General features: G+C 72.7%; 28 protein-coding genes. 9 read left to right on the top strand and 19 right to left on the bottom strand.

What is annotated here, in order from left to right:
• Window position 1 precedes the first annotated feature (1 nt).
• The 8 genes from E2C04_RS03435 to E2C04_RS03400 all read right to left on the bottom strand — a co-directional run bounded on the left by E2C04_RS03435 (window position 2) and on the right by E2C04_RS03400 (window position 6337).
• Window positions 2-478: a hypothetical protein gene (locus E2C04_RS03435; RefSeq protein WP_135831554.1), complete on the bottom strand. Its 477-nt coding sequence runs from the start codon at window positions 476-478 to the stop codon at window positions 2-4.
• 70 nt (window positions 479-548) lie between these two features.
• Entirely contained in the window at window positions 549-1445 is an 897-nt protein-coding gene (locus E2C04_RS03430; protein ID WP_135831553.1) for an ECF transporter S component, read from the bottom strand.
• Between the two features lie 248 nt (window positions 1446-1693).
• Window positions 1694-2308, bottom strand: coding sequence for a class I SAM-dependent methyltransferase (locus tag E2C04_RS03425; RefSeq protein ID WP_135831552.1), 615 nt, complete (start codon window positions 2306-2308; stop codon window positions 1694-1696).
• Window positions 2305-3024 carry a hypothetical protein gene (locus E2C04_RS03420; RefSeq protein WP_135831551.1) on the bottom strand — a complete coding sequence of 240 codons (720 nt, stop codon included), beginning with the start codon at window positions 3022-3024 and terminating at the stop codon, window positions 2305-2307. The genes E2C04_RS03425 and E2C04_RS03420 overlap by 4 nt, the downstream gene beginning before the upstream one ends.
• The gene (locus E2C04_RS03415) at window positions 2994-3341 is read right to left on the bottom strand and encodes a hypothetical protein (protein WP_135831550.1); all 348 of its coding nucleotides are present in this window, start codon (window positions 3339-3341) and stop codon (window positions 2994-2996) included. Before E2C04_RS03415 ends, E2C04_RS03420 begins: the two co-directional genes overlap by 31 nt.
• A 29-nt stretch (window positions 3342-3370) precedes the next feature.
• Entirely contained in the window at window positions 3371-3886 is a 516-nt protein-coding gene (locus E2C04_RS03410) for a GyrI-like domain-containing protein (protein ID WP_135831549.1), read from the bottom strand.
• Between the two features lie 52 nt (window positions 3887-3938).
• Complete coding sequence (locus E2C04_RS03405) at window positions 3939-4136, bottom strand: YbdD/YjiX family protein (RefSeq protein ID WP_135831548.1); 198 nt, start codon at window positions 4134-4136, stop codon at window positions 3939-3941.
• Window positions 4133-6337, bottom strand: a complete 2205-nt coding sequence (locus E2C04_RS03400; protein WP_135831547.1) for a carbon starvation CstA family protein — start codon at window positions 6335-6337, stop codon at window positions 4133-4135. Before E2C04_RS03400 ends, E2C04_RS03405 begins: the two co-directional genes overlap by 4 nt.
• A gap of 97 nt (window positions 6338-6434) precedes the next feature.
• On the opposite strand from E2C04_RS03400, the gene E2C04_RS03395 reads away from it, so the two are divergent.
• Window positions 6435-6722 carry a hypothetical protein gene (locus E2C04_RS03395; protein WP_135831546.1) on the top strand — a complete coding sequence of 96 codons (288 nt, stop codon included), beginning with the start codon at window positions 6435-6437 and terminating at the stop codon, window positions 6720-6722.
• Window positions 6723-6762: 40 nt separating this feature from the next.
• Window positions 6763-7491, top strand: coding sequence for a mycothiol transferase (locus E2C04_RS22230; protein WP_477529294.1), 729 nt, complete (start codon window positions 6763-6765; stop codon window positions 7489-7491).
• Between the two features lie 358 nt (window positions 7492-7849).
• Here E2C04_RS22230 and E2C04_RS03380 read toward each other — a convergent pair whose 3' ends face one another.
• From E2C04_RS03380 to E2C04_RS03365, 3 genes are all read right to left on the bottom strand, one after another.
• Complete coding sequence (locus tag E2C04_RS03380; RefSeq protein WP_238694410.1) at window positions 7850-8968, bottom strand: SDR family oxidoreductase; 1119 nt, start codon at window positions 8966-8968, stop codon at window positions 7850-7852.
• Window positions 8969-8987: 19 nt separating this feature from the next.
• Window positions 8988-9638: a hypothetical protein gene (locus E2C04_RS03370; protein WP_135831543.1), complete on the bottom strand. Its 651-nt coding sequence runs from the start codon at window positions 9636-9638 to the stop codon at window positions 8988-8990.
• A gap of 119 nt (window positions 9639-9757) precedes the next feature.
• Complete coding sequence (locus E2C04_RS03365; protein ID WP_238694409.1) at window positions 9758-10366, bottom strand: NADPH-dependent F420 reductase; 609 nt, start codon at window positions 10364-10366, stop codon at window positions 9758-9760.
• A 231-nt stretch (window positions 10367-10597) separates the two neighbouring features.
• Between E2C04_RS03365 and E2C04_RS22225 the strand changes: the two genes are divergently transcribed.
• Complete coding sequence (locus tag E2C04_RS22225; RefSeq protein WP_135831542.1) at window positions 10598-12661, top strand: SDR family NAD(P)-dependent oxidoreductase; 2064 nt, start codon at window positions 10598-10600, stop codon at window positions 12659-12661.
• Window positions 12662-12692: 31 nt separating this feature from the next.
• Here the strand turns inward: E2C04_RS22225 and E2C04_RS03355 are convergent, their stop codons facing one another.
• Together E2C04_RS03355 and E2C04_RS03350 are read right to left on the bottom strand one after the other, a co-directional pair.
• Entirely contained in the window at window positions 12693-13157 is a 465-nt protein-coding gene (locus E2C04_RS03355; protein ID WP_135831541.1) for a VTT domain-containing protein, read from the bottom strand.
• Window positions 13158-13291: 134 nt separating this feature from the next.
• Window positions 13292-14191, bottom strand: coding sequence for a MerR family transcriptional regulator (locus tag E2C04_RS03350; protein WP_135831540.1), 900 nt, complete (start codon window positions 14189-14191; stop codon window positions 13292-13294).
• 1153 nt (window positions 14192-15344) lie between these two features.
• Here E2C04_RS03350 and E2C04_RS03345 point away from each other — a divergent pair.
• The 4 genes from E2C04_RS03345 to E2C04_RS03330 are packed head-to-tail and all read left to right on the top strand — an operon-like array spanning window position 15345 to window position 18767.
• Window positions 15345-16406 carry an ABC transporter permease gene (locus tag E2C04_RS03345; protein WP_229721334.1) on the top strand — a complete coding sequence of 354 codons (1062 nt, stop codon included), beginning with the start codon at window positions 15345-15347 and terminating at the stop codon, window positions 16404-16406.
• Window positions 16403-17224, top strand: a complete 822-nt coding sequence (locus E2C04_RS03340) for an ABC transporter permease (RefSeq protein WP_202977880.1) — start codon at window positions 16403-16405, stop codon at window positions 17222-17224. Before E2C04_RS03345 ends, E2C04_RS03340 begins: the two co-directional genes overlap by 4 nt.
• Window positions 17225-17253: 29 nt before the next feature.
• Window positions 17254-18147: an ATP-binding cassette domain-containing protein gene (locus tag E2C04_RS03335; RefSeq protein WP_238694408.1), complete on the top strand. Its 894-nt coding sequence runs from the start codon at window positions 17254-17256 to the stop codon at window positions 18145-18147.
• Window positions 18141-18767, top strand: coding sequence for an ABC transporter ATP-binding protein (locus tag E2C04_RS03330; protein ID WP_135831539.1), 627 nt, complete (start codon window positions 18141-18143; stop codon window positions 18765-18767). The genes E2C04_RS03335 and E2C04_RS03330 overlap by 7 nt, the downstream gene beginning before the upstream one ends.
• Here the strand turns inward: E2C04_RS03330 and E2C04_RS03325 are convergent.
• The 5 genes from E2C04_RS03325 to E2C04_RS03305 form a co-directional block, all read right to left on the bottom strand.
• On the bottom strand, window positions 18757-19845 hold the full coding sequence (locus E2C04_RS03325) for a winged helix DNA-binding domain-containing protein (protein WP_135831538.1): 1089 nt from the start codon (window positions 19843-19845) through the stop codon (window positions 18757-18759). The genes E2C04_RS03330 and E2C04_RS03325 overlap by 11 nt on opposite strands.
• 40 nt (window positions 19846-19885) lie before the next feature.
• Window positions 19886-20641 carry an enoyl-CoA hydratase/isomerase family protein gene (locus E2C04_RS03320; RefSeq protein WP_135831537.1) on the bottom strand — a complete coding sequence of 252 codons (756 nt, stop codon included), beginning with the start codon at window positions 20639-20641 and terminating at the stop codon, window positions 19886-19888.
• Window positions 20641-21819 carry a thiolase family protein gene (locus E2C04_RS03315; RefSeq protein WP_135831536.1) on the bottom strand — a complete coding sequence of 393 codons (1179 nt, stop codon included), beginning with the start codon at window positions 21817-21819 and terminating at the stop codon, window positions 20641-20643. Before E2C04_RS03315 ends, E2C04_RS03320 begins: the two co-directional genes overlap by 1 nt.
• A 77-nt stretch (window positions 21820-21896) precedes the next feature.
• The gene (locus E2C04_RS03310; protein WP_229721336.1) at window positions 21897-22568 is read right to left on the bottom strand and encodes a nitroreductase; all 672 of its coding nucleotides are present in this window, start codon (window positions 22566-22568) and stop codon (window positions 21897-21899) included.
• Between the two features lie 48 nt (window positions 22569-22616).
• Entirely contained in the window at window positions 22617-23462 is an 846-nt protein-coding gene (locus E2C04_RS03305; RefSeq protein ID WP_135831534.1) for a 3-hydroxybutyryl-CoA dehydrogenase, read from the bottom strand.
• A 132-nt stretch (window positions 23463-23594) separates the two neighbouring features.
• Here E2C04_RS03305 and E2C04_RS03300 point away from each other — a divergent pair, with 132 nt between their 5' ends.
• Window positions 23595-24272 (top strand): TetR/AcrR family transcriptional regulator, encoded by a 678-nt coding sequence (locus E2C04_RS03300; protein WP_135831533.1) that lies wholly within the window; start codon window positions 23595-23597, stop codon window positions 24270-24272.
• A 12-nt stretch (window positions 24273-24284) separates the two neighbouring features.
• Here E2C04_RS03300 and E2C04_RS03295 read toward each other — a convergent pair whose 3' ends face one another.
• Window positions 24285-24890 (bottom strand): rhomboid family intramembrane serine protease, encoded by a 606-nt coding sequence (locus E2C04_RS03295; protein ID WP_229721337.1) that lies wholly within the window; start codon window positions 24888-24890, stop codon window positions 24285-24287.
• A gap of 52 nt (window positions 24891-24942) precedes the next feature.
• On the opposite strand from E2C04_RS03295, the gene E2C04_RS03290 reads away from it, so the two are divergent.
• Window positions 24943-25458, top strand: coding sequence for a MarR family winged helix-turn-helix transcriptional regulator (locus E2C04_RS03290; RefSeq protein ID WP_135831532.1), 516 nt, complete (start codon window positions 24943-24945; stop codon window positions 25456-25458).
• Window positions 25459-25467: the final 9 nt, after the last annotated feature.

The raw sequence follows: 25467 nt of genomic DNA, 5'->3' as shown, positions 1-25467 counted from the left end.
CTCAGCTCCGGCGTACGGGGCCCTGCGTCGTGGGATGCACGGCGCGCTGGAGGAAGTACGTCACCATCGCCACCAGCGAGAGCCCGACGCCCGCACCGATGACGAGCAGGACGGCGCCGACCAGGAAGAGACCACTGTCGTCGGTGGCCGCCGCGTGCACCGACCACGGCACCGCGAACCCGAGGGTCGCGGCCGCCGGGAGCACCATGACCGCCCACCCCGTGCGCGCCCGGAGCTGGGCCAGCGCGGTGGCCACGACGAGGGTCAGTCCCGCGCCCACCACCTGCCAGGCGCGGTACGGCCCCTGCTGCTCGCCGTCGACGACGTGGTACTCGTCGTCCCAGCCCAGCCAGGCGAACCACGTCGCGGCGGCGACGAGGGCCAGGACCACGGCGGCCAGCAGCACCGCCGTCGCACGGGAACCGGCACGGGCAGGGACGGTCGGCACGGGGCCGGGGGCAGCGAGGTCAGCGCTCATGGGGCCAGTCTGCGCCCCCACGGCGCCGGGTGACCTCCGCACGGGTACTCAACCGGCCTGACCCGAGCGCTCACCGGCGCAGGGCCGCCGCCAGCCAGGGCCAGCGCTGGGTGAGGGCGTCCACCACCGCCAGCGAGATGAAGCCGGTCATCATCTTGTCGAGCACGGAGAAGACCAGGTTCGACACGAAGGCGGCCAGCAGCAGCCACGGCAGGTGCTCGACCAGGCTCGCGGTCAGGGCTGAGGAGTCGTGCGGCGTGTAGCCGGAGAAGACCAGCCAGGTGATCGGCGCGGCCAGGGCCGTGCTCGCGGAGGCCACCGCCAGGTTGAGCAGCAGGAAGCGGCCCGTGGTCCGGGCCATGCCGAAGGTCCGCGCCCCGTATCCCCAGATCAGCGCACCCAGCGCGGTGACCGGGGTGAACCAGAAGCCGGCTGCGCCGGTGAGCAGACCGTCCAGGCCGCTGCTGCTCACGCCCACCAGCACCCCCCACCACGGGCCGAGCGCGATGGCGGCGACGGCCGTGCCGATCATGTCCAGCCAGACCGGGATGCGGAGGGCGTCGATGAAGGCCATGCCGGCCAGGTTGACCAGCAGGCAGACGACGAGCAGGGCGCTCCGCTGGCGCCGGGTCGGCCCTTGGTGCTCCGCGGACGCTGGCTCCGGCAGCTGTTCGGACTCGTCCGGGACCTGCTCGCTGACGGCGACGGCGCGGGCGCCCAGCCGGGCGGCCTCGAGCTCGAGGGCCTCGGTCATGTCCGCGACGAGGTCGCGGTCGAGTCGGCGGCCCCAGGCGGAACGCGTCGTAGACGGTGGTGCGGGCCGGCATCGCGACCTCGGCGCCACTCCCCTGGCCGTACGCACCCGCGCGACGAGGCGGGCGATCTCGGCGTACGACGGCTCCCCGGCGCTGCGCCGCAGCGCCTGCAACCGCAGGACCACCTCGTCCGAGGTCCTCACGTCAGACACGTCCACACTCCCGAGAGTCACCGTCCCGGCAGGACGGACCGGCACGAGGCTAACCCTGAACGGCGCTGTCCGAGGCTTCCGTGGGGAGTCTGTTCGGGTTCGTCCGGACCTCCCTGCCGGGCTGGACGGGTTCCCGCACTGTCGTCTTCAATCGTCTGCGACGGTGGGCTCACCCTCGCGGCCGTGGGGGGCGTGAAGGTGAGCCCTGTCCGTCAGCTCCGTCCCTCCGTGCGGGGTCCGTGGCTCCCTCAGCCCACCCGCAGGACCGTCACCGCGAAGTCCGAGTCGGCCTCGAACGGGTCCAGGTGCCACGTCGCGAAGCGGTGCTCCACCCGCGCCACGCCGCGCTCGGCCAGGTCGGCGAGGTCGGCGTCGTACTCCTCGAAGGGGTAGGCCTCGTCGCGCCGGAAGCCGACCACGACGCGACCGCCGGGGCGTACGACGGCGCAGAGGTTCTCGAGCACCGTGCGCTCGGTGCCGGGGGCCACGAAGACCATGACGTTGCCGGCGCAGACCACCAGGTCGACGGGCTCGCCGCCGACGTCGGCCAGCGTGAGCTCGCTCAGGTCGACGACGGCGTACGTCGGCCCGGGGTGGTCGACCTCGGCCGCCTCGATGAGCACGGGGTCGGCATCGAGGCCCCACACCGTGTGGCCCATGGCCGTGAGCGCGCCGGCCATCCGTCCGGCACCGCACCCGGCGTCGAGGATGCGGGACCCGCGCTCCACGAGCATGTCGACGAAGCGGGCCTCGCCGAGGAGGTCGGCCCCCTCGGCCGCGAGCGTGCGGAAGCGGTCGACGTACCACTGCGAGTGGCCGTCCTTGGTCTCGGTGAACCAGCGGGGGCGCGAGGTGTCGGTCATGCCCCCATCCTCACCCCGACCCGTGTTCGGGAACCGTCCGGACTCCCCGCGACGTCCCACACGTGGCCGTCGAGTGACCTTGACTTGGAGGAGCCTGGGTCGAGGGCTCTGGCTGAGTCAGGCTCCCCGCACCGGGGACGTGGAGCCGGGCTCGGCCAGCACCAGACCGCTGCCCCGCCGTAGGAGGCGGGCAGCGCCGACACGATGACGAGCGCGACGAAGCCGCTGATCAACTTGTCGCCGGACGACGTGATGAGGTTGGCGGCGCTGACCGAGAAGACGAACTGATCGGTCAGCGTCATCAACCGGGTGGTCAGCACGTCCTGCCCGTGGCCGATCGAGCCGGCGTAACGCGCCAGCAGGATCGGGACCGCCACCGCCGAGCAGGCCACGGCGGTGACGAGGTTGAGCCCGAGGAAGCGGGGCAGGGTCCGACCCCAGCCCCACCGACGGGCGCCGAGGGCCCACACCAGCGCACCCGTCGCGTTGACCAGGGCGAAGGGCAGGGACGCCGGTCCGGAGACGACGACGCCGATCAGGTTGGTGACCAGCGCGACGGCGACGCCGCGCCAGACCCCGAGGGTGAAGGCGGCGACCGCCGTGCCGAGCATGTCGAGGTAGAGCGGGATCCCCAGGAGGTGGACGGTCTCGCGGCCGAGGATGTTGAGCAGGACGCTGCCGATCATCACCAACGCCGGGCGGCGGGCCCGCTGCATCCACTCCTCCACCTCGTCCGCGCTCGCGCCCAGGGCGTCGGCGATCTCGCGGTGCAGCGCCGGTCCATCCGCTTGCGGCCCGTGCGGAAGGCGTCGTAGACGATCGTCCGGGCCACCCGGGCGGCCTCCGGACGGACTCCCGCGGCGACCCGGCGGTCGGTGATGCGCTGCGCGATCTCGACGTACGACGGGTTCCCCAACGAGGCGCGCACCTGCTGCAGCTCGGCGGCCAAGCGGTCCCAGTAGCTGGGCTCGCCCGAGGCCGAGAAGGGCGAGTGGGGGTGTGCTTCGGGCTCGTCAGATCCTTGGTGAGGCATCTCCAGCAGGAGAGCAACGGCCCCCGAGGTCAGAGCTTCGCTGCGCTCGCCGGCAGGAGCACGAGGTCCGTGCGCAGCTCCTCCGGCGCGGTCCGGGACGGGTCGTCGACGTAGATCTCGACGAACCGGCTCCCGTCCTCGGCACCTTCAGCGCCGACCGCGGCCAGGAGCCCGGCCCACGCCTCGGGGAGGCCGTCGTAGGCCCCGCGGTGGCTCACCACCCACGCCGGCCCGTCCGGGAACTTGCCGTGCTCCACACCGTCCGGCAGGTCCGCCGGCAGCCCTTGGGCGTGCACGCCGACCGGGAACCCCAACGTGAGGTCGAAGGTGGCACTCACGTCGCCGTCGTAGCAGGCGAATCCGGGACCGATCGGTTCCAGCCCGGACAGCACGGTGAAGCCGCCGTCGAAGATCTCGACGATCTCTTCCATCGTCACGCACTCGTGGCGGAGCAGGACCACGACGACGTCGTCCGGCAGGTCGACCTGCGTGGGGGTGGTGAAGGGCTCCGTCGACAGGACGAGGGGTACGGGTCGGGCGCTCATGCCTCTCGACGCTACTGGCGCCGCGCCGCTGCGTCGAGCCCCCCGAGACGCCTCAGCAGCAGCTCGTACGGGCCGAGGCCTCCCGGTGGGCGTCGCGGTGCCGCTCGAACTCGCGCCGCGTCATCGGGGTGCGTCCCTCGGCGCGGCACCGGTCGACGTACTCGTCCCACTTCGCCTCGCCGGAGGCCTGGCGCAGGTACCACCGCACCCCTCCCACGGCGTCGCGTACGAGGTCGGGCACGCCCCTCATCGCTCGTCACCCGCCCCCACGCGCTCCCGGTGGCCGTGCTCGGTCTCCCAGCGGACCATCGCCTCACGCTCCTCGGCGGTGGCGAAGAAGTCGGCCGGGGCGACGATCCGCGACTCCACCTTCGGCACCTCCGTGGTGGGCAGCCCGCCCGCACGGATGGCCTTGACCCAGATCCAGAACGCGTTCAGCACCACGACGAGCACCAGCAGCGCGAAGGTCGCCTGGAGGGTGCCGTTGAGGGTCGAGTTGAAGATGATCTGGTCCATCTGGGACTGGTCGGTCGCCGGGGCGAGCAGCTCACCGGCCTCCTGCGCGTCGGCGTAGCGGGTGCGCTGGCTGAAGTAGCCGATGGCGGGGTTGTCGGAGAAGACCTTCTGCCAGCTGGCCGTCATGGTGACGATGAGGTCCCACGCCAGTCCGATGCCCGGCACCCACGCCCACTTCACCTTGCCGTGCTTGATCAGCAGCGTCACGCAGAGGGTCAGCGCGATGGCCGCGAGCAGCTGGTTGGCGATGCCGAAGAGCGGGAAGAGCTGGTTGATGCCGCCGAGCGGGTCGGTGACACCGACGTACAGCATGTAGCCCCAGAGCCCGACGACGACCGCGCTCGCCGACCACGACGCGGGGAGCCAGGCCAGGTCACCGTACTTCGGCCAGATGTTGCCGATGGTGTCCTGCAGCATGAAGCGGCCCACCCGGGTGCCGGCGTCGACGGCGGTGAGGATGAAGAGCGCCTCGAACATGATCGCGAAGTGGTACCAGAAGGCGGCCAGCCCGCCCCCGAACGCCTCCGTGAAGACCAACGACATGCCGAAGGCCAGCGTCGGTGCGCCACCGGTGCGGGAGATCAACGTGCCCTCCTCGACCGACGCGGCAGCGGCCTGCAGGTCCGAGGGCGAGATCGTGAAGCCCAGCCCGGCGACGAACTCCGACGCGGTCGCCGCGTCGAGGCCGGTGGCGCCGGCCGGTGAGTTGATCGCGAAGTAGAGGCCGGGGTCGATGACGCTGGCCGCGATCAGCGCGGAGATGGCGACGAACGACTCCATCAGCATGCCGCCGTAGCCGATCATCTGCACCTGCGGCTCCTTGGCGACCATCTTCGGGGTCGTGCCCGACGAGATCAGCGCGTGGAAGCCCGACAACGCACCACAGGCGATCGTGATGAAGACGAACGGGAAGAGCTTGCCCGCGAAGACCGGGCCGTCACCGTCGAGCGCGAACGAGCTGACCGCGTCGTTCTGCAGCGTCGGGGCGGCGAGCACGAGGCCGATGGCGAGCAGCACGATCACGCCGACCTTCATGAAGGTCGACAGGTAGTCGCGCGGGGTGAGCAGCATCCAGACCGGAAGGATCGAGGCGACGAAGCCGTAGACCACCAGGCCGAGGGTCAGCTGCTCCTTCGAGAGGGTGAGCGCCTCGCCCCAGCCCCAGTCGTCGACGTAGCCGCCACCGATGATCGCGAGCATCAGCAGCACGACGCCGATCGCGGTCACCTCCATCACCCGACCGGGCCGCAGCACGCGCAGGTAGAAGCCCATGAAGAGGGCGATCGGGATGGTCAGGCCGATCGAGAAGACGCCCCACGGCGACTCGGCGAGCGCGTTGACGACGACCAGCGCCAGCACCGCCAGGATGATGATCATGATGGCGAAGACGGCGATCAGGGCGGCGATGCCGCCGACCACGCCGATCTCCTCGCGGACCATCTGCCCCAGGCTCTTGCCGTCGCGGCGCATCGAGAAGAAGAGGACGACCATGTCCTGCACGGCGCCGGCCAGGATGACGCCGACGATGATCCAGATCGTGCCGGGCAGGTAGCCCATCTGCGCGGCCAGCACGGGGCCCACCAGCGGGCCGGCGCCGGCGATGGCGGCGAAGTGGTGGCCGAAGAGGACGCGGCGGTCGGTGACGTCGAAGTCGCGGCCGTTCTCCAGCCGCTCGGCCGGGGTGGCGCGGGTCGCGTCGACCTCCAGCACCCGGCGCGCGATCCAGCGCGCGTAGAAGCGGTACGCGATGGCGTACGACGCGAGGGCCGCGAAGAGGATCCACAGCGCGGAGACCTCCTCGCCGCGCGACAGCGCCAGCACGCTCCAGCAGACGGCGCCGACGAGGGCGACGCCGATCCAGACGGCGATGCTGAGCGGCGAGCTCCGCCGACCGCCGGGGGCCGGCGGGGATGCGGTGGTGACCTGGTGGGACATGCGTCCTCCTCCGAGAAGGGACCCTGGGGGTGGGTCGTCCCTCGATCTTCGGTCGCCAGGTGCGCCCCCGCAAGGGTGCTGGCGGCAGGATGTGCGCATGACCGTCTTCCTCGCGTGGACCGCCGCTCCCCTGCCGGACGACGAGGTGGCGCGGCTCGAGGGCCCGTGGACGGAGCTGCGGGTGGCGGGGCCGGGGCTCGTCCTGGTGGAGAGCACCGAGTCGTTGTCGCGGGTCTACCACGCGCTGAAGTGGTCGCTGGAGGACGAGGACGCGGCCCTGGTCGTCACACCGGTGCTCGAGCGCCCCAAGCTGAAGGGGCTGGCGCCGGGCACCACCACGTGGTTGCGGGACCGGACACCGCGGTCGGCCGACGGCGAGGACTGACGCTGGCGAGTTGTCGGCGCGCGGTCCTACGGTGAGTGGCATGAGCCAGCAGCCCGAGGACCCGCCCGACCAGTCCGCCCCGCCCCCGTGGGAGCCACCCACCGCAGGCAGCGACGTCGAGCACCTGCTCGGCATGCTCGACCGGCTGAGGTGGACCTTCCGCTGGAAGGCCTCCGGCCTGGACGACGCGGGGCTGGCTGCCACGGTGGGCGCCTCCAGCCTCACCCTCGGCGGCCTGTTGAAGCACCTCGCGGCGGTGGAGAGCATCCAGCTCACCTGGAAGGCCTTCGGGCGTGACCCCGGCCCGCCGTGGAACACCGCCGACTGGGACTCCACCCCTGACTGGGACCTCCGCTCAGCCGGCGAGCAGTCGGCGGCCGAGCTGTACGCCCTCTACGACGACGCGGTCGCGGCGTCGCGCGAGCGGTTGCAGGCAGCGCTGGCGGACGGGGGATCGACCAGCCGACGCAGGCCGACGACGGGCGCGGCGGGCACGCCAGCCTGCGGCGCCTGGTCTGCGACCTGGTCGAGGAGTACGGACGCCACACGGGGCACGCAGACCTGCTACGCGAGTCGGTCGACGGCCTCGTCGGGGAGGACCCGCCGCCTGACTGGCGACCCTGAGCGGCGTCGACGCGGCCAGCCTCAGCTGGCGGCGCGCTCCTCACCCACGAGCACGCTCGAGCGGGTCTCGAAGCCCTGGCCACGGAAGCCCTTCAGCCCGAGCTCCTCGGCCTCGGTGCTGAGCACCACGAGACCGTCGCCGTAGCGGGCGTTGAGCTCGGTCGCCACGTCGTCGTAGGCGTTCTCCGCCGCGTTGAGGGCCGCGAAGTCGCCCGCTGCGTGCACGGCGTCGAGCACGGCGCGCAGGCGCAACCCGTCCTCGTACGCCTGCGGGTCACCGATGCGCGCGTGCAGCATCGCTGCCTCCTCGGCGGAGAGCTTCGGTGCGTGCCACGACCGCTCGACGAAGCCGCGCAACAGCGACAGTCGCGTCTGCTCCGGCAGGTCGAGATACCGCATGGTGACTCCTTGGTCCAGGTGGTGATTCCGACGGTACGCCTCCCATCGGCAGGCCGCCCGCGAAATCGCAGAAGTCCCCGGCGCCACACGGGTCACAGGCGGGTTCAGGCCCAGATGTGGCCCGGACGCCCGCCGTCCGCGGTCACCACTGCACCGTTGGCCACCCGACCGAGCGGCGAGGCCAGGAAGGTGACCAGGGCTGCCACGTCGGCGGCCGTCTGCGCGACGCCGAGCGCGTTGGAGGCGGCGGCCTGCTCCGCGTACGCCGCGTCCCCGGCGTTGCGCTCAGTGACCGTCAGACCGGGGTGCACGCAGACGACGCTGACGCCGTCGGGTCCGAGCTCGTCGGCCAGGTTCTTGGTCAGCGCAACCACGCCGATGTTGCGGATGGAGCCACCGACGTTGCCGGTCACGCGGGCGTTGGTGCCGGAGATGTTGACGACCTGTCCCCCGCGCTCACGCAGGTGCGGAGCAGCGGCACGGACCACGCGCAGGTAGCCGAGCACCTTGGTGTCGACGTGGCTCAGCACGTCGGTCTCGTCCAGGTCGTCGAGGCCGGTCGGTGCTCCGGCCGCGGCGCGGGGAGCGGCGCAGTTGACCACGACGTCGAGCCGGTCGAGCATCGCCACCGCCGCAGCGACGGCGGAGCGCACCGCCGCGTCGTCGGTCGTGTCGGCAACGACGTGGCCGACGGCCCCGGTCTCGGCCACGGCCGCCTCCAGCGACACCTCGTCACGCCCGAGCAGCACGACCTCCGCCCCCTCGGCCGCCAGCGCGGCCGCGGTGGCCCGTCCGATGCCACGGTTGCCGCCGGTCACGAGCGCGCCGGCGCCCTGCAGTCCCAGATCCACGGGCAGGAGTCCACCACAGGGGCGGGGCTCAGCTGCGCAGCACCTTCTCCATGGGACGGCCCTTCGCCAGCTCGTCGACCAGCTTGTCGAGGTGCGGATCTGCTTCATCAACGGGTCGTCGACCTCCTGGACCTTGACGCCGCAGACGCTGCCGGTGATGAGGGCGGCAGCCGGGTTGAGGTCGGCAGCGGCGAAGAACTCCTCGAAGGTCGTGCCCGCGGCGAGGTGGCGCTGCAGGGCGGCCTCGTCGAACCCGGTCAGCCACGCGATCACCTCGTGCAGCTCCGCGACGCTGCGCCCCTTCCTCTCCACCTTCGCCACGTAGTGCGGATGCACCGAGGCGACGCTCGTGGTGAAGATGCGGTGCGACATGCCTCGACGCTAGCCGGGGTCAGCCCCGCCGCGTACGCGTGGCTCGTTGCTCGGCGATCTCGCCCCGGTTGGCGCAGATCGCCGCCCCGACGAAGGCGGCCACCATCAGGATCGACGGCAGGTCCTCGAGGAAGCCGATGTCGGCCGCGACGGCGACGGCCATCGCCGCGACGTGCAGCAGGAAGAGGGCCGGGACCCAGCGCGGCGTGGTGGCCGAGCGGAGGAAGGCCAGGGCCAGCATCACCTCACCGACGTAGAAGGCACCGAAGCCGACCTTGAGCATGCCCTGCTGCAGCGGGTCCCGCATGGCCGCCGCCATCGAGTCGGCGTCCACGCCGCCCTCCACGCTGAGCGCCCGCAGCAGCACCAGCTGCATCGCGAATCCCGCCAGCACCACGGCCGCGAAGGCGAGCAGGAGCAGGCCCACGATCCCCGGGACGACGCCCCGGCCGCGCACCAGCGGGGTCATGCTGGAGACCCCGAAGAGCAGTCCCGTCGACGCGACCATGAGCACGACCGCAGCGGTGGTCCAGGCGTCGGGGTCGGCGTGCACCAGCCGCAGGATCGCCCCGTCGCCCGTGGGCCGCGGGGTGAGGTGGCTGCCGAAGAAGAGAGCCGTGGCCCCGATGACCAGAGCTGCGGCCGAGACAGCCAACCATTCGTTGCGCACGGGGCAAACCTAGTCGTCGGCGCGCGCGGGCAACGGGCGTTCGGGCGAAGTAGGGCGCCTCAGATGTCGGTGATTCTCACGCCTGCCTGCGTGCGCCTTGTAGCGCTTGTTCATCGCGATCAGGTTGGCCGTGAACGCCTCCACCTGGTGGGCATTGCGACGACGACCGCCGTAGACCCCGCGCATCCCCGGCACCGTGTCCGCCAGCGCCTGCACCAGGTCGGTCGCCTCCCGCTCGTCACCCAGCACCAGCACGTCACAGTCGATCGACTCGACCTCAGGGTCCTCCAGCAGCCCGCACTCACGTTGTGGAACGCACCCACCACGGTCGACTCGGTCAGGATCGCGGCCGCCTGCTGGGTGGCAGAGCCCTCCTCGACCTGCAGGGCGAAGGGGCCCTGCTTGTCGAAACCGAGCGGGTTGACGCAGTCGACCACGATCTTGCCGCCCAGCACCGGCTTCAGCTCGGTGAGCAGCTCCTTGTGGCCGTCCCACGGCACCACGACCAGCACGATGTCACCCGCCGCGGCAGCGTCCGCGTTGGCCGCACCCGTCACCGCACCACCGGTCGCCTCGGCCAGCTCGGCCGCGACCTTCTCCGCCTTCTCCGCGCCACGCGAGCCGATCACCACGCTCAAGCCAGCGGTGGCGAAACGACGCGCCAGGCCGCGGCCCTGGGGTCCGGTGCCGCCGAGGACAGCGATGGTCTTGCCGGTCAGGTCGCTCACTGATGTCTCCTGTCGCTCACGTCGGGACGTCCGACGGGGGTGCCCACGGGCGTACCGCCCGACGAAAAAGTCTGACGAAAGGGTACACGGGGCGGGAGCCAGCATTCCACGGCGCGTTCCGCCTGCGCCACGCCCGCGACGGACCGTGGGACGGCACGGCCTGCGAGGGACTCTCGTTACAGTTGCCCGGTCCGTCGACACCTGACTGACACACCTCATCCAGGAGCCACCATGCCTGCACGCCGGACCATGCCCACCACGGAGGCCCGCGACCTGCTCTCCCTCGTGCGACAGGTCGCGACCACGGAGCTGCTGCCCCGCTCCGCGCAGTCCGAGGCCACCGAGACGTTCCCGCGCGACGTCTTCCGGATGCTCGGTTCGATGGGCGTGCTGGGCCTGCCCTACCCCGAGGAGCTCGGCGGCGGCGGGCAGCCGTACGAGGTCTACCTCCAGGTGCTCGAGGAGATCGGCGCGGTCTGGTCGTCGGTCGGCGTAGGCGTCAGCGTGCACGCCCTCTCCTGCTTCGGCCTGGCCACCTTCGGCACCGACGAGCAGAAGCAGCAGTGGCTCCCCGACATGCTGGGCGGCGACCTGCTCGGCGCCTACTGCCTCTCCGAGCCGCACGCCGGCTCCGACCCCGCGGCGATGCGCACCACCGCCCGCCTCGACGGTGACGAGTACGTCCTCAACGGCGCGAAGGCGTGGACCACGCACGGCGGCGAGGCCGACTTCTACAAGGTGATGGCGCGCACCGGCGAGGGACGCAACGACATCTCCTGCTTCCTGGTCCCGGCGGACACCCCCGGCCTGAGCGCCGACCACCCCGAGAAGAAGATGGGGCTGACCGGCTCGACCACGGCCACCATGCTCTTCAACGACGTCCGGGTGCCCGTCGAGCGCCGTCTCGGCGCCGAGGGCGACGGGCTGCGCATCGCGCTCGCCGGCCTCGACTCCGGTCGGCTCGGGATCGCCGCCGTCGCCACCGGCCTCGCCCAGGGCGCCCTCGACCAGGCGGTCGCCTACGCGCAGCAGCGCGAGACCTTCGGCGAGCGGATCATCGACCACCAGGGTCTGGCCTTCCTGCTGGCCGACATGGAGGCGGCCGTGCAGACCGCCCGCGCCACCACGCTGCACGCCGCCCGCCTCAAGGACGCGGGGCTGGAGTTCAGCCGCGAGGCGAGCATCGCCAAGCTGGTCGCCACCGACAACGCCATGAAGGTGACCACCGACGCCGTGCAGGTCTTCGGCGGCTTCGGCTACACCCGCGACTTCCCCGTCGAGCGCTACATGCGCGAGGCGAAGGTCATGCAGATCTTCGAGGGCACCAACCAGATCCAGCGCATGGTCATCAGCCGCTCGCTCGACCGCGCGCCGGGCGGCGATCACCGGCCCGGAGGCCTGAGCCCCACCTCGTACGCCCTCCCTGTACGCCCTCCCCGGACGCCCTCCGCCAGACTTCAGCACGCACCACCGCAGCCAGACACCGCACAGCCAGACACCGCCGGGCCCCCGCGTCACACCCGAGAAGGAATCACCATGCAGGTCAACGACACCGCCGCGATCGTCACCGGCGGAGCCTCCGGCCTCGGCGCCGCCACCGCCGCTGCCCTCGCCGAGCGAGGCGCGACCGTCTTCGCCTTCGACCTCCCGGCCTCGATCGAGAACGCCCCGGCCGTCGAGGGCATCTCCTACGTGCCGGTCGACGTCACCGACGCCGAGCAGGTCCAGGGCGCGGTCGACACCGCGGCCGGTGCGGGCGTGCCGCTGCGCACGGTGGTCAACTGCGCAGGCATCGGCCCGTCGGCCCGCATCCTCAGCCGCAAGGGCCCGCACGACCTGGCCCTCTTCGCCAAGATCGTCCAGGTCAACCTGCTCGGCTCCTTCAACGTGATGACCCTGGCCGCCGAGAAGATCGCCGCCACCGAGCCGCTCGAGCACGACCAGCGCGGCGTCATCATCAACACCGCCTCGGTCGCTGCCTACGACGGCCAGGTCGGCCAGGCCGCCTACTCCGCCTCCAAGGGCGGCATCGTCGGCCTCACCCTGCCCGCCGCGCGCGACCTCGCCCAGTTCGGCATCCGCGTCCTGACGATCGCCCCCGGCATCATCGAGACCCCGATGCTGGCCACCGTCTCGGAGGAGTTCCGCGCGTCGCTCGCCGCCGGCGTGCCCTTCCCGCAGCGCCTGGGCCGCCCCGACGAGTACGCCCAGCTCGCGCTGTCGCTCATCGACCACGACTACCTGAACGGCGAGGTCATCCGGATGGACGGAGCACTGCGGATGGCTCCGCGCTGACAGAGGGGATGGCTCCGCGCTGACCTGACGGTCAGTGCGACAGGGCGACCTGCACCAGCAGGTCGCCCGAGCTGGCCACCGCCCAGAACCGCAGGAACCGGCCGGCGGTGCCGGCGACCAGGAAGACCCAGAGCCGCAGGCGCAGCACCCCGGCGAGCACCGACAGCACCGCGAAGGGCGGGAAGCCGGTGAGCGCGGAGACGAAGAAGAGCATCATGGTCGCGACCGGGCGACCGTCGGTGCGCGCGTGCCACTTCTCCAGCCGCGCCTGCCACTTCGGCCGGGCCAGCTTCGTCGCGATCCACGGGATCCGGGTGCCGCCCAGGCCGGCGAGGTACCAGATCGACTTGCCGACCATCTGGCCCACGGCCGCGGCGAGTGCCAGCCAGACGCTGGAGCCGCTGGTCACGGCGATCGAGGCCACGTAGACCTCGGCGTTGACGACCGGGAACAGGGCCGAGACCGCGGCGCAGAGCAGAGTCGACAGGACCAGCACGTGAGGGCCCTCCCCCGCTCACCGGGCGCGTTGCGTGGGGCACCCGTCTGGCTTCCGACAGTAGCGACAGATCTGGCGACGCGGACCAGATGCGCGAACTCCGGACAACCCGTCCCGCGTGTCGCCTTGCGACGTCAGCCGGCGACGCGGCGCGAGAGCTCGCGGGCAGCCTCGCCGACCCGGTGCCCGAGCCGCAGGCACGACTCCGGCGTACGCTCCTGGAGCCCGCCGCCGACGGCGACGAGCAGGTTTGGGTGTGCGTCGTGCAGAGCCGTGACCACCGAGTCGAGGTGGCCCAGGTCGCGGGTCATGCTGGCGGCCAGCACCACGGCCACGGGACGCCGGGCCTCGACGGCGGCGAGCCAGTCCGTCACCGGCAGGTCGGCGCCGACGTAGGTGGTGGCCAGCCCGGCCCGCCGGGCCGCGACCGCGAAGCCGAGCAGCCCGATCTCGTGGCGGTTCTTCGGTGGGAGGCCGACGACGACGCGGGGGCCGATCCCGTCCGCCCCCGCAGCCTCGTACGCGGCCGACAGCTTCCGCACGACGGCGTGCGCGACCATGTGCTCACCGGCGACGGTCACCCGCCCCGACGCCCAGGCCAGTCCGAGCTCACGCATCGCCGGCATGAGCCACTCGTCGACGACGGTCTCGAGGGCGACGTGGGCGAAGCGCTGGTCGAGCAGGCGCGAGACCGCGGCGACGTCGAGCCGCTCGGCCGCCAGCAGCAGGCGCTCGGTCGCCTCCTCGGCCCCGTCCCCGGGCCCAGCACCGTCGAGCGCGCCACCCGGAGCCGGCGGGGCGGACGGTGCCTCGCTGTCGAGACGGCGACGCGTCTCCTCGGCCGCCTGACGCGGGGCCATTCCCTCCTGCACCAGGGCCTGCATGGTCCCGAGCGCCCGCAGCGCGTCGTCGTCGTACAGCCGGTAGCCGGCATCGGTGCGCTGGGGTGCGCCGATGCCGTAGCGACGCTCCCACGCACGCAGCGTGGCGACGTTGACCCCGAGCATCTCGGAGGCGTGCTTGATCGTGTACATCAGTTGCCTGCCCAGCCGATCGCCGCGCGCAGTCCCTTCCTGCTCGGTCGGGCCGCCGAACTTCCGACGACCTCGTGGACGTGGGCCAATTCTGACCCACTCGGGGCGCCACGGGCCGCGTTCGTCGCGCGAGCCGTGACCGTGTGTCGACCTGCAGTGTCGCAGGCGCCCTCCCGCCGTGCGCGAGGTTGCCGCACCTTTCCTCCTCCCGAAGGGCCCGTCCCGATGACCCTCCCCCCGCCCGCGACCTCGGACCGGAGCCGCGCCCTGCGCGGCCTGGTCCCGGCCGCGACGCAGGGAGCGATCCTCGTCCGACGCAGCCGCGCCCGTCACCCCAGGTTCCCGGTGGCGTCGGACGGGGTTCCCGACCACGGACGCCCCCGGAGGACACCGAGCTTCGCCGCGACGGCGGCGAGGGCGGCAGCGCACAGCTGTCGCATCGGTGTGGAGGCCGCACGGTCGCTCGGGGCGACCAGGTGACACGCTCACCGCGGCCCTCCACACCGGTGCACCAATACCCCGTCTGGTCGGTGGCTTCCTCCCCGTCCGACGGGCACACTGGGAGGGTGTCCCGCACCAGCGGCGTCCTGCCCACGACTTCCTCGAGGCGTTCCGCGCCTCGCGGGAGGGCTGCCCGGCCCATGCAGCTGCCGGGCCCGAGGCTGACCACCACGCGCTCGACCAGGTCCGGCTGGCACGCGCGGTGGCTCAGGAGGCGGCCGACGGGGATCGAGGTGGCCGCATGACCACCTCGAGCCTCGGAGTCCTGCCGGCGGCAGAGCTGACCACCCACCGGGTGGCCGCTGGCGGACCACCGGCCGTGTCAACCAGGGCGGCGGCGCCGGAGAGGGTGTCCGACACCGCCGCCCCGGGGACGCACCGGACGACCCCGCACTCCTGCCCCGACCCCCGAGCCGGGCGACGCTGACCCCTCCCTCCCTTCAGGGTCGGCGTCGCCCTCCCGGCTGCCCGCCCCTGCCGACGAGCAGACTCCTGCTGTTTTTCAAACACTCCGTAGTGAAATCTTCGCCCCGACTGCACAGGGTGACCACAGAAGGCCTAGTCTTATTGCCAGTCGTTGGCAACAAGGAGACCCGATGCCCCACCGCCGTCCGCCGCAGGCGACGCGCCCCTCCGCGGGCCGGTGGCACTCGTGAGCCTCCTCGACACCTCGGGCGACTCCGTGGCCGCCTCCTCCGCGCCGGACCCCGCCCCCGCCGGCGAGTCGGGCACCCGCCGCGTCGTCCTCACCGTGCTGGGCCGCCTGCTGCGCCTGGCCAGCCTGCTGGTCGCCGTCGCAGTGGGCACGTTCGTCCTCATGACCAGCTCCCCGGTCGACCCGATCGAGGCCTACGTCGGGGCCGACACCGCGGTCATCAGCTCCGAGCAGCGTGACCAGATCGCGGAGCGCTGGGGCCTCGACGAGCCGCCCGTCCAGCGCTTCGCCGCCTGGGCCGGCAACCTCGCCCAGGGCGACCTCGGCACCTCGGTGGTCTTCGGCGAGCCCGTCGTCGACGTCATCGCCGACCGCTTCGTCGCCAGCCTCGCCCTGCTGGCGCTGGCCTGGATCTTCTCCGGCGTCCTCGGCTTCGTGATGGGCCTGGTCGCGGGCGCGACCCACGGCCGCCTGCTCGACCGGGTGCTCTCGTGGTGGGCGTACACGCTCGCCTCCGCACCGACCTTCTGGGTTGGCCTCCTGCTGCTCTACGTCTTCTCAGTGTCGCTGCAGTGGACTCCGGTCTGCTGCGCCGGACCGATCGGCGCGCTGCCCGGCGAGGTCACGCTGCTCGAGCGCCTGCACCACCTCGTGCTGCCGGCCCTGACGCTGAGCGTCGTCGGGATCTCGCCGGTCATGCTGCACACCCGCCAGCAGACCATCGAGGTGCTGGCCAGCGACCAGGTCGCCTTCGCCCGCGCGCAGGGCGAGCGCGGCGCCGGCCTGGTCCTGCACCGGGTCGCCCGCAACGCCGCCGGGCCCGCCCTGATGCTGCAGTTCGCCTCGATCGGTGAGCTGATCGGCGGCGCCGTGCTGGCCGAGCAGGTCTTCACCTACCCCGGCCTGGGGCAGGCGACCACCACCGCCGCGCTGCGCCAGGACGTCCCGCTGCTGATGGGTGTCGCCCTCTTCACCGCCCTGCTCGTCTTCATCGGCAACTCGCTCGGCGACCTGGCCCACCGGGCCGTCGCTCCGCACGCCCGGGAGGGGGTGCGATGAGCACCGACGCCGCCACCCGCCCGGCCCCGACCGCCGCCCCGCGCTGGGGCGACCGGCGCACGCGTACGACCGTGAGCCTGGTCGTCGCCCTGCTCACCGTCGTGGCGGTCGCCGTCGCGGGCACCCTGGCCGCCGGGCCGGCCGCCGTGACCGACCTCGCCCAGCGCCACCAGGCGCCCTCCCTCGACCACCTCTTCGGTACCGACGCCTACGGCCGTGACCTCTTCCAGCGGACCCTGGTCGGCCTGCGGCTCAGCCTCGTCGTCGGCACGGTGGCGGCGCTAATGTCCGGGGCGATCGCACTGGTCCTGGCGCTGGTGGCCACGGTCGGCGGTCGCTGGGCGGCGGCCGTCGTCAACTGGCTCGTCGACCTCTTCCTGGCGCTGCCCCACCTGGTGCTGCTGATCCTGCTGGCCTTCGCGCTGGGCGGCGGCACCCAGGCCGTCATCCTGGCCGTCGGCCTGACCCACTGGCCGCGGCTGACCCGCGTCCTGGTCTCCAAGGCCCGCGAGACCACCGGCGCCGACTACGTCGCGCTCTCGCGCGCCCTGGGCCACAGCCGCGCCCACGTGGCGCGCCACCACCTGGCCCCCCACCTCGTCCCGCACTTCTCGGTGGGTGTCGTCCTGATGTTCCCGCACGCGATCCTGCACGAGGCGGCGCTGTCGTTCCTCGGCCTGGGCATCGACCCCGGCCAGCCCGCGATCGGCATCCTGCTCTCCGACTCGATGCGCTCTCTCTCGCGGCCACTGGTGGCTCGCGGCCCTGCCCGGCCTCGCCCTCCTGGTCATCGTGAAGCTGATCGACCGGATCGGTGAGGACCTACGCCTGCTCGTCGACCCGAGGAGTGCCCACCTGTGACCACCACCGCTCCCAGCACCAGCCCCTGCTCGAGGTCAGCCACCTGGCCGTCTCGTTCACCCAGTACGACCGTGGCCTGCGCCGCCGCGAGGTGCAGGCCGTCGCCGACATGTCGCTCGACGTGCGCGCCGGCGAGGTCGTCGCGCTGGTCGGCGCCTCGGGCGCCGGCAAGAGCCTGCTCGGCCACGCCGTGCTCGGCCTGCTGCCGCCCAACGCCACCGAGACCGGCCGCGTCACCTGGCAGGGCACCGACGTCGACCTCGCCGCCCGCCGCCGGCTCGCCGGCCACGGGATCGCCCTGCTCCCCCAGGCGCTCAGCCACCTCGACCCGACCGCCACCGTCGGCGCCCAGGTGCGCCGCGCCGCCCGGCTCGCCGGTGTCCCGCGCCGGACCCGCCAGGTCGCGCTGGAGGCCGTCGTCGCCCAGGGCCTCGACCCCTCGGTGCTGCGCCTGCACCCCCACCAGCTCTCCGGCGGCATGGGCCGCCGGGTGCTCACCGCGATCGCCCTGATGGGTGACCCGGCCCTGGTGATCGCCGACGAGCCGACGCCCGGCCTGGCCCTGGAGAGCGTCACTGCGGTCCTGCAGCGGCTGCGCGACCTGGCCGACGCCGGCCGCGCAGTCCTGCTCATCACCCACGAGATCGCCGGCGCCCTCACCGTCGCCGACCGGGTCGTGGTCGTCGAGCGTGGTCGCACCCTGGAGGAGGCACCGGTCGGCGCGTTCACCGGTGACGGCTCCGCACTGAGCCACCCCTACAGCCGGGCGCTGTGGCAGGCGCTCCCGCAGAACGGCTTCGCCCTGCCTGCCGCCCGGCTGCTCGACGCGCCGGTCCCGGCCGCCGCGGCGCTCCTGGAGATGGCGGACGTCGCGTGCTGATCGGCACCGACCTGTGGGCGCGGCACGGCCGTGGCCCCTGGATCCTCGCCGGCCACCACCTGACCCTGGCTCCCGGCGAGGTGCGCGGCCTCTTCGGCCCGAGCGGCTGCGGCAAGTCGACGCTGGCCGCCGTCCTCGCCGGCCTGCACGTCCCCGCCCGCGGCACCGTAGAGGTCGACGGCGCAGCGCTCGCGTCGATCGCCGGCCCGCGGCCGGTGCAGCTGGTGCTGCAGCACCCCGAGCGCGCGATGAACCCACGCTGGAAGATCGGCCGGGTGCTCGACGAGGCCCGCCCCGACGGTGCCGAGCGGTCGCTGGCCGAGGGCGACCTCGTGCAGTCGGCCTGGTTCGACCGCTACCCCCACGAGCTGAGCGGCGGCGAGCTGCAGCGGGTCAACTTGGCTCGCGCCCTGGTCACCGAGCCGTCCTACCTGCTGGCCGACGAGATCTCGGCCAGCCTCGACGCCATCACCCAGGCGCTGCTGTGGAGCCACCTGCGCGACCACGTCGCGCGGCGCCGGATGGGCGTGCTGGCGGTCTCCCACGACCGGGCGCTGCTGGCGGCGGTGGCCGACGAGGTCGTGGAGTTTCCGCTGGCCCGTCCGGCGCTCAGGGGCTGACGAAGGGGTACGCAGCGAACAGTCGCTCGAGGGTGGCCCGCTGCCGCGGTGAGTGGGGCGTGAAGTCGGTGAGCTCGAGCGTACGGCGGGAGGAGCGGCCGGCGCGGGCCCACGTGCCGACAACCCGGCCACCGCGCACCACCGACTTGCGGAAGACCCCGTTGTTGCCCGGCACCAGCGCGGCGTGCTCGTCAGGCGTCAACGCGAAGAGCCGGTCGGCGTAGCCGAGGACCAACTCGTCGAAGCCCGGCAGCAGCAACGGCGCGGCGCTCGCCCGGCCGAGCTCCCGCGCCTCCTCGACCAGGCCCGGACGCCAGTACGCAGGCTCCCCGTCGCTGCCCGGGTCACGCTCCAGGTCCCCCTCGACCGCCGGCAACGCGGCGCGGATCTCCCTCAGCGTGAGCTTGGTCCACCAGGCGAAGTCGCGGACCGTCGCTGGTCCGTGGCTGAGCAGGTAGCGCCGCAGCATCTCGGCCACGGCCGCGACCCGGTCGCCGTTGAAGCGCTCCGCCAGCGTGCGCCCGGTCGGCAGCCAGGTCTCCGACAGGGCCACGTCCTGGTCGGTGCCGTTCCACGGCCCGTAGACCAGCGTGGTGTCGTGGATGAGCGCGCCGAGCAGGTGGTAGCCGCGCCCCTCGGCGGTCGGCAGGCCCGCCTCGCTCCAGCGGGCGACGAGCTCGGTGCGCGACAGCGGGTGCTCGGACAGCGCCTCGACCGCGACCGACCGGGCCCGCTCGACGTGGTCGTCGTCGAGGCCGAGCTGCGGGCGGCGCGACCGGGCCGCCCGGATCGCCGGGGCGGCACAGAGCTCGGTCGTCCAGGTGACGTCGTCGGCGGTCATCAGGAAGACCGTGCCCCGCATCGGGTAGCCACGGACGAGCCGCCCCGCGTCGAGCGCGGCGATGACGTCACCGGCGGCGCCCGAGGTCGTACGCAGCGCGGCCGAGGCCAGCACGCCCGGCAGGTCTTGGCCCTGCATCGCGCCGAAGGCACGCACCGCCTCGGTCGGCGTCGCCCACGGACGGGTCACCAGCCCCTGGGCGACCAGGCGGAGGCGTCCGAGCGAGGGGTTGGGCATGGCCCCAGTATGGCCACGCCGACCGACCAGCGGGAGAAGGTCAGCGGGAGACGAACCGGGCGACGAGCGGTTGCGCCTCGTCGCCGACGAGGGCGTCGGCGATGGTCCGCGCCTCGATCGCGCCCAGCTCCTCGCGCGGTGTCGTCCAGCCGGCCCTGAGCAGGCGGCGCGCCTGCCCCAACGCGTACGCAGGCCCCGCCGCGAACCCCTCGGCCCGCTCCAACGCCGTGGTCGCCGCGTCGTCGACGACCTCGGTGACCAACCCCCACTCCAGCGCCGTCTCCGCGCTGACGGGGGCGTTGCGCAGCCCGAAGGCGAGCGCCCGCTGCTGGCCGATGGCGCGCGGCAGGAGCCACGAGACCCCGCAGTCGGGGGTCAGCCCGACCCCGGGGTAGGCGAAGACGAACTTGGTGCCGGCCTGCGCCACGACCAGGTCGGCCGAGAGCATCACGGCCAGCCCGGCGCCGGCGACGGCACCCTGCACGGCCGCCACCACCGGCTTCTCCAACGCCTCCAGCGTGCGGACCGCCGCGTCGGCCTCCAGCGCGAGGGCGTGCAGGTGGCCGCCGGGGTCGTCGGCCGAGGCGAAGGAGGGCACGTCGCCCCCGGCGCAGAAGCGTGCTCCTGCACCGGTCAGCAGCACGGCCCCGGCCTTCGCGTCGTCGTGCGCCCGCTCAGCCGCCTGCCGCAGCGCGACGGCCAGCGCCATGTCGATGGCGTTGGCAGCCGCGGGGCGGTTGAGGGTGATCCGGGCGACGCCGGCCACCACCTCGTAGGTGACCTGCTGGTCGACCATCAGATCCTCCGGAAGAGCGCCGCCAGCGCCTGTCCCCCGCCGATGCACATGGTCACGATGCCGGTCTCGAGGTCGCGGCGCACCATGTCCTTGGCGATGCGGACGGTCAGGATCGCGCCGGTCGCACCGACCGGGTGGCCCAGGGCGATCGCGCCGCCGTAGGGGTTGACCTGCTCCGGGGTGAAGCCCATGTCGCGGCGCACGGCCACGGCCTGCGAGGCGAAGGCCTCGTTGAGCTCGACCACGTCGATGTCGGAGGCCTTGAGACCGGTCTTCTCGAGCAGCTGGCTGATCGCGCCGCAGGGGGCGTAGCCCATCAGCTTCGGGTCCATCGCGGAGGTGGTGACGGCCTCCAGGGCGACGAGCGGCTTCAGGCCACGCTCGGCGGCGACCGACTCCTTGGTGAGCACCACGGCGGCGGCGCCGTCGTTGATGCCCGAGGCGTTGCCGGCGGTGACCGACCCGTCCTTCTTGAAGGCCGGGCGCAGCTTGGCCAGGGTCTCGACCGTGGTGTCGGGCTTCGGGTGCTCGTCGACCTCGACGGTGAAGGGGCGGCGACCGCCGACCTCGTAGGCCACGATCTCCTCGGCGAAGGCAGCCTTGGCCTCGGCCGTGGCGGCACGCCGCTGCGACTCGGCGGCGAACTCGTCCTGCTCGGCGCGGGAGACGCCGTACTTGTCGGCGACGTTCTCCGCGGTGACGCCCATGTGGATGCCGCTGAAGGGGTCGGTGAGCATCAGCACGGTGCCGTCCTTCAGCTCACGGTCGCCGAGGCGGTAGCCGTTGCGGGCGCCGAAGTCGTAGAAGGGCATCCGCGACATCGACTCGTTGCCGCCGGCGACGGTGAAGTCGAGGTCGTTCCAGCGCATCTGCTGCGCGGCCGACCAGATCGCCTGGAGGCCGGAGCCGCAGAGGCGGTTGACGGTGAAGGCGGGCACGCTCTCCGGGAGACCGGCGGCGACGCCGACGCGACGCGCGTTGTAGGCGTCCGGGCCGACCTGGCCGATGCAGCCGGTGACGACCTCGGAGATGTCGGTGCCCTCGACGCCGGCGCGACGCATGGCCTCGACGGTGGCGGCCGCACCGAGCTCGTAGCCGGGGACGTCCTTGAAGACGCCGCCGAAGCTTCCGGTGGGCGTACGTGCTCCGTCGACGACGACGATGCGGTCGGTGCTCATGGGTGTTCCTCCCTGGAAGTGATGCGCCACAAATCCGTGCGCATGGATTGTTGCACGCCGGGACCGGCGTCCGCGACTCAGTCGGTGAGGTGCTGGACGACCTCGCCCATCGGGGCACGCGAGGTGCGGAACGCGTTGACGGGGTCGTCACCGTCCTCGTACCCGAAGGAGATCGCGCAGACGACCTGACGGTCGGCCGGCAGGTCGAGGAAGTCGCGCACGGCGTCGGAGTACATCGCGATCGCGCCCTGGGCGATCGATCCCACGCCGGCCTCGGCGAGGAGCAGCGTGGTCACCGCGACCCAGCCGCCGCAGTCGAGGACGCCGTACGTCCCCAGCTCGGCGTCCGTGGTCAGCACCAGCACGTGGGGGGCACCGAAGAACTCGAAGTTCTTGAAGGACTGCAGCGCGCGGGCGTCGCGGTCGCTGCGCTCGATGCCGAGCGCCTCGTAGAGGGCGTAGCCGGACTCGCGGCGCCGCTCGGCGTGGACCCCGGCATAGGTCGGCAGGCCGAGGTCGGCCGACTGCGTCTGGGTCAGCACGGTCTCGGCGAGCGCCTTGGAGAAGCGGTCGCGGGCCGCCCCCGAGAGCACGTGGACCTGCCACGGCTGGGTGTTGCACCACGACGGCGTGCGCTGCGCCTTGGCGAGCACCTCGTCGACCACCTCGCGCGGCACCTCACGGTCGGTGAAGGCGCGGGCGCTGTGACGGGCGGCGAGCAGGTCGGTGAGGGATGCGGAAGGGGGCACGGCCCAAGTCTGGACCATGCCCCCAACGCGCGGTGGCTCAGTGGCGGATCAGCTGTACGTGTAGAACCCGCGGCCGGTCTTGCGGCCCAGCAGGCCGGCGTCGACCATGCGGTTGAGCAGCGGCGGGGCCGAGTAGAGCGGCTCCTTGAACTCGGCGTACAGCGACTCGGCGACGGCCTTGGTGGTGTCGAGGCCGATGAGGTCGGCCAGGGCGAGCGGGCCCTGCGGGTGGGCGGCGCCCAGCACCATGCCGCGGTCGATGTCCTCGGCAGAGGCGAAGCCCGACTCGAACATCCGGATCGCCGACAGGACGAACGGGATCAGGAGCGAGTTGACGACGAAGCCGGCACGGTCCTGGCAGTCGATGGCCTGCTTGCCGAGCTGGCCCTCGACGAAGGCGCGGGCCTGCTCGGTGACGGCCGGGTCGGTGACGATCGAGGGCACGAGCTCGACCAGCTTGAGCACGGGCACCGGGTTGAAGAAGTGGATGCCGATGACCTTCTCGGGGCGCGAGGTCACGACGCCGAGCTTCATGATCGGGATCGAGGAGGTGTTGGAGGCGAGGATCGCGTCGGGGCTCTCGACGATCTTGTCGAGGTCGCGGAAGAGCTGGGTCTTGATCTCCTCGTCCTCGACGATGGCCTCGATGACGAGCTCGCGGTCGGCCATCACGGTCAGGTCGGTCTCGAAGCGCACGCGCGCCAGCACGTCGTCGGCGGAGTCGATCTTGCCCTTGCTCTCGGCGCGCTCGAGGGACTTGGTCATGCGGCCCCTGGCGGCCTCCGCTGCCGCGGCGCTCGACTCGACCACGACCACGTCGAGACCGGCGCGTGCGCTGACCTCGGCGATGCCCGACCCCATCAAGCCGCCACCGACGACTCCGACCTTCTGCATGCGCTTGCCTTCCGACGTTGGGACTCAGTACCGTGTGGAACGGTACTCAGTACCGGCCGGTAACTGAAATCTCCGACCTCTACTCTGGGCCCTGACCCCTGCCCCGCCTCGACCCTAGGACGGACCACCCCCATGTCCACCCGCGCCCGCATCGTCGACGCCGCCTTCTCCCTCTTCGACGAGCAGGGATTCGAGGAGACCACCGTCGACGACGTCGTCGAGCGCGCCGGCGTCGGGCGTACGACGTTCTTCCGTCACTTCCGCGCCAAGGAGGACGCCGTCCTCCCCGACCACTCCGGCCTGCTGGGCCTGGTCGAGAAGCGGCTGGCCGAGAGCGACCCGCTGCACGTCCGCGTCACCGAGGCCGCCCGGGTGGTCCTCGACCACTACCTGGCCGAGGGTGAGCGGGCCCGGGTGCGCTACCGCCTGTCGGGCAACGTGCCGGCGATCCGGACCCGCGAGACGGCGGGGCACCGCGCCTACCAGCGGGCCTTCCTGGCCGCCATCAGCGCCGAGCTCGGCGAGGGCCCCGAGGCCGAGCTCGAGGCCGAGCTGGTGGCCAACGCCGTCATCACCGCCCACAACGTGGTGCTGCGTCGCTGGCTGCGCGGCGACACCGAGACCCCGACGGCGGAGTTCGACCGGGCGCTCGCCCGGGCGACCGAGCCGCTGCGCCCCGGCGCCGGCGGCGACACCCCCGCCGCGCCGGTCGACAGTGCCCCGGTCGACGCCGCCCTGGTCGACGCGGCCGAGCGCAGTATCGCCGCCCTTGAGGAGCTGCTACCGGCGCTGCGCCGCGCCACCCGGTAGCCACAGTGAGCGTCAGTGGACGTCGTACGCCCGTCGCTGCGGTCGACGCTCGAGCGTGAGCGCGGCGACAGCCCCGCCGAGGGCGCCGAAGAGGTGGCCCTGCCAGGAGACGCCGGAGGCGCCCGGCAGGACGCCCCACAGGATCGAGCCGTAGACACCGAACACCAGCACGCCGAGCACGATCTGCCACGGCCGGCGACTCACGAAGCCGCGGACGACCAGGTAGACCAGCCACCCGAAGACGAGGCCCGAGGCGCCGATGTGGACCGTGCCGAGGCCGCCGGTCAGCCACGTGCCGACGCCGCCGATCAGCCAGACCGTCGCGGTCACCGCGATCCACTTCGACATGCCGGCCAGCGCCAGCAGGAAGCCGAGCACCAGCAACGGCCCGGTGTTGGCCATGAGGTGGCCGAAGCCTCCGTGCAGCAGCGGCGCGAAGAGGACGCCCATCAGGCCGTCGCTGGTGCCGGGCCGGATGCCGGAGGCGTCGAGCTGGTTGGCCATCAGTGAGTCGAGGAGCTCGAGCAGCCACAGCAGCGCCACGAAGCCGCCGCTGCAGGCTGCCGCGACCTGCCAACGCGGGCGCGTGGCGGGCCTCGGGTCGTAGTAGCCGCTCACGCCACCACCGTACGGGGGCCCTGCGCACGTCGCCGGTGGCTACCCTTCCCCCATGTCCTCCGCCGACCCCCGCCAGCGCGACCCGATCACCGAGGCGCGCCGCCAGTGGGTCGCGCACGGCTGGGAGGACGCCGCCGACGGGATGGAGCTGGTCACCTCGCTGGTGCGCGCGCACCAGCTGCTGATGGAGCGGATCGACGCCGTGCTGCGTCCGCTCGACCTGAGCTTCGCCCGCTACGAGGTGCTGCGCCTGCTCTCCTTCACCCACGACGGGGCGATGCCGATGACCCGCCTGGGCTCGCTGCTGCAGGTGCACCCGACCAGCGTGACCAGCGCGGTCGCGCGCCTGGTGAAGCAGGGGTACGCAGCCCGCGAGCGCGGCGCGCACGACGGTCGGGTGGTGCTCGCCTCGATCACCGGGACGGGGCGCGAGGTGGTCGAGCGGGCGACCGAGCGGCTCAACGCCGAGGTCTTCACCCAGCCTGGGATCGAGGCCGGCGACGCCGCCCGGCTGACCGAGCTGCTGGCGGCGCTGCGTGCTGCGTCCGGGGACCACGTCTCCGCCTGACGCCCGCCC

This window comes from Nocardioides daphniae, from assembly GCF_004777465.1.
Lineage (GTDB): Bacteria > Actinomycetota > Actinomycetes > Propionibacteriales > Nocardioidaceae > Nocardioides > Nocardioides daphniae.
This window is presented reverse-complemented; position numbering and strand designations above follow the sequence as displayed.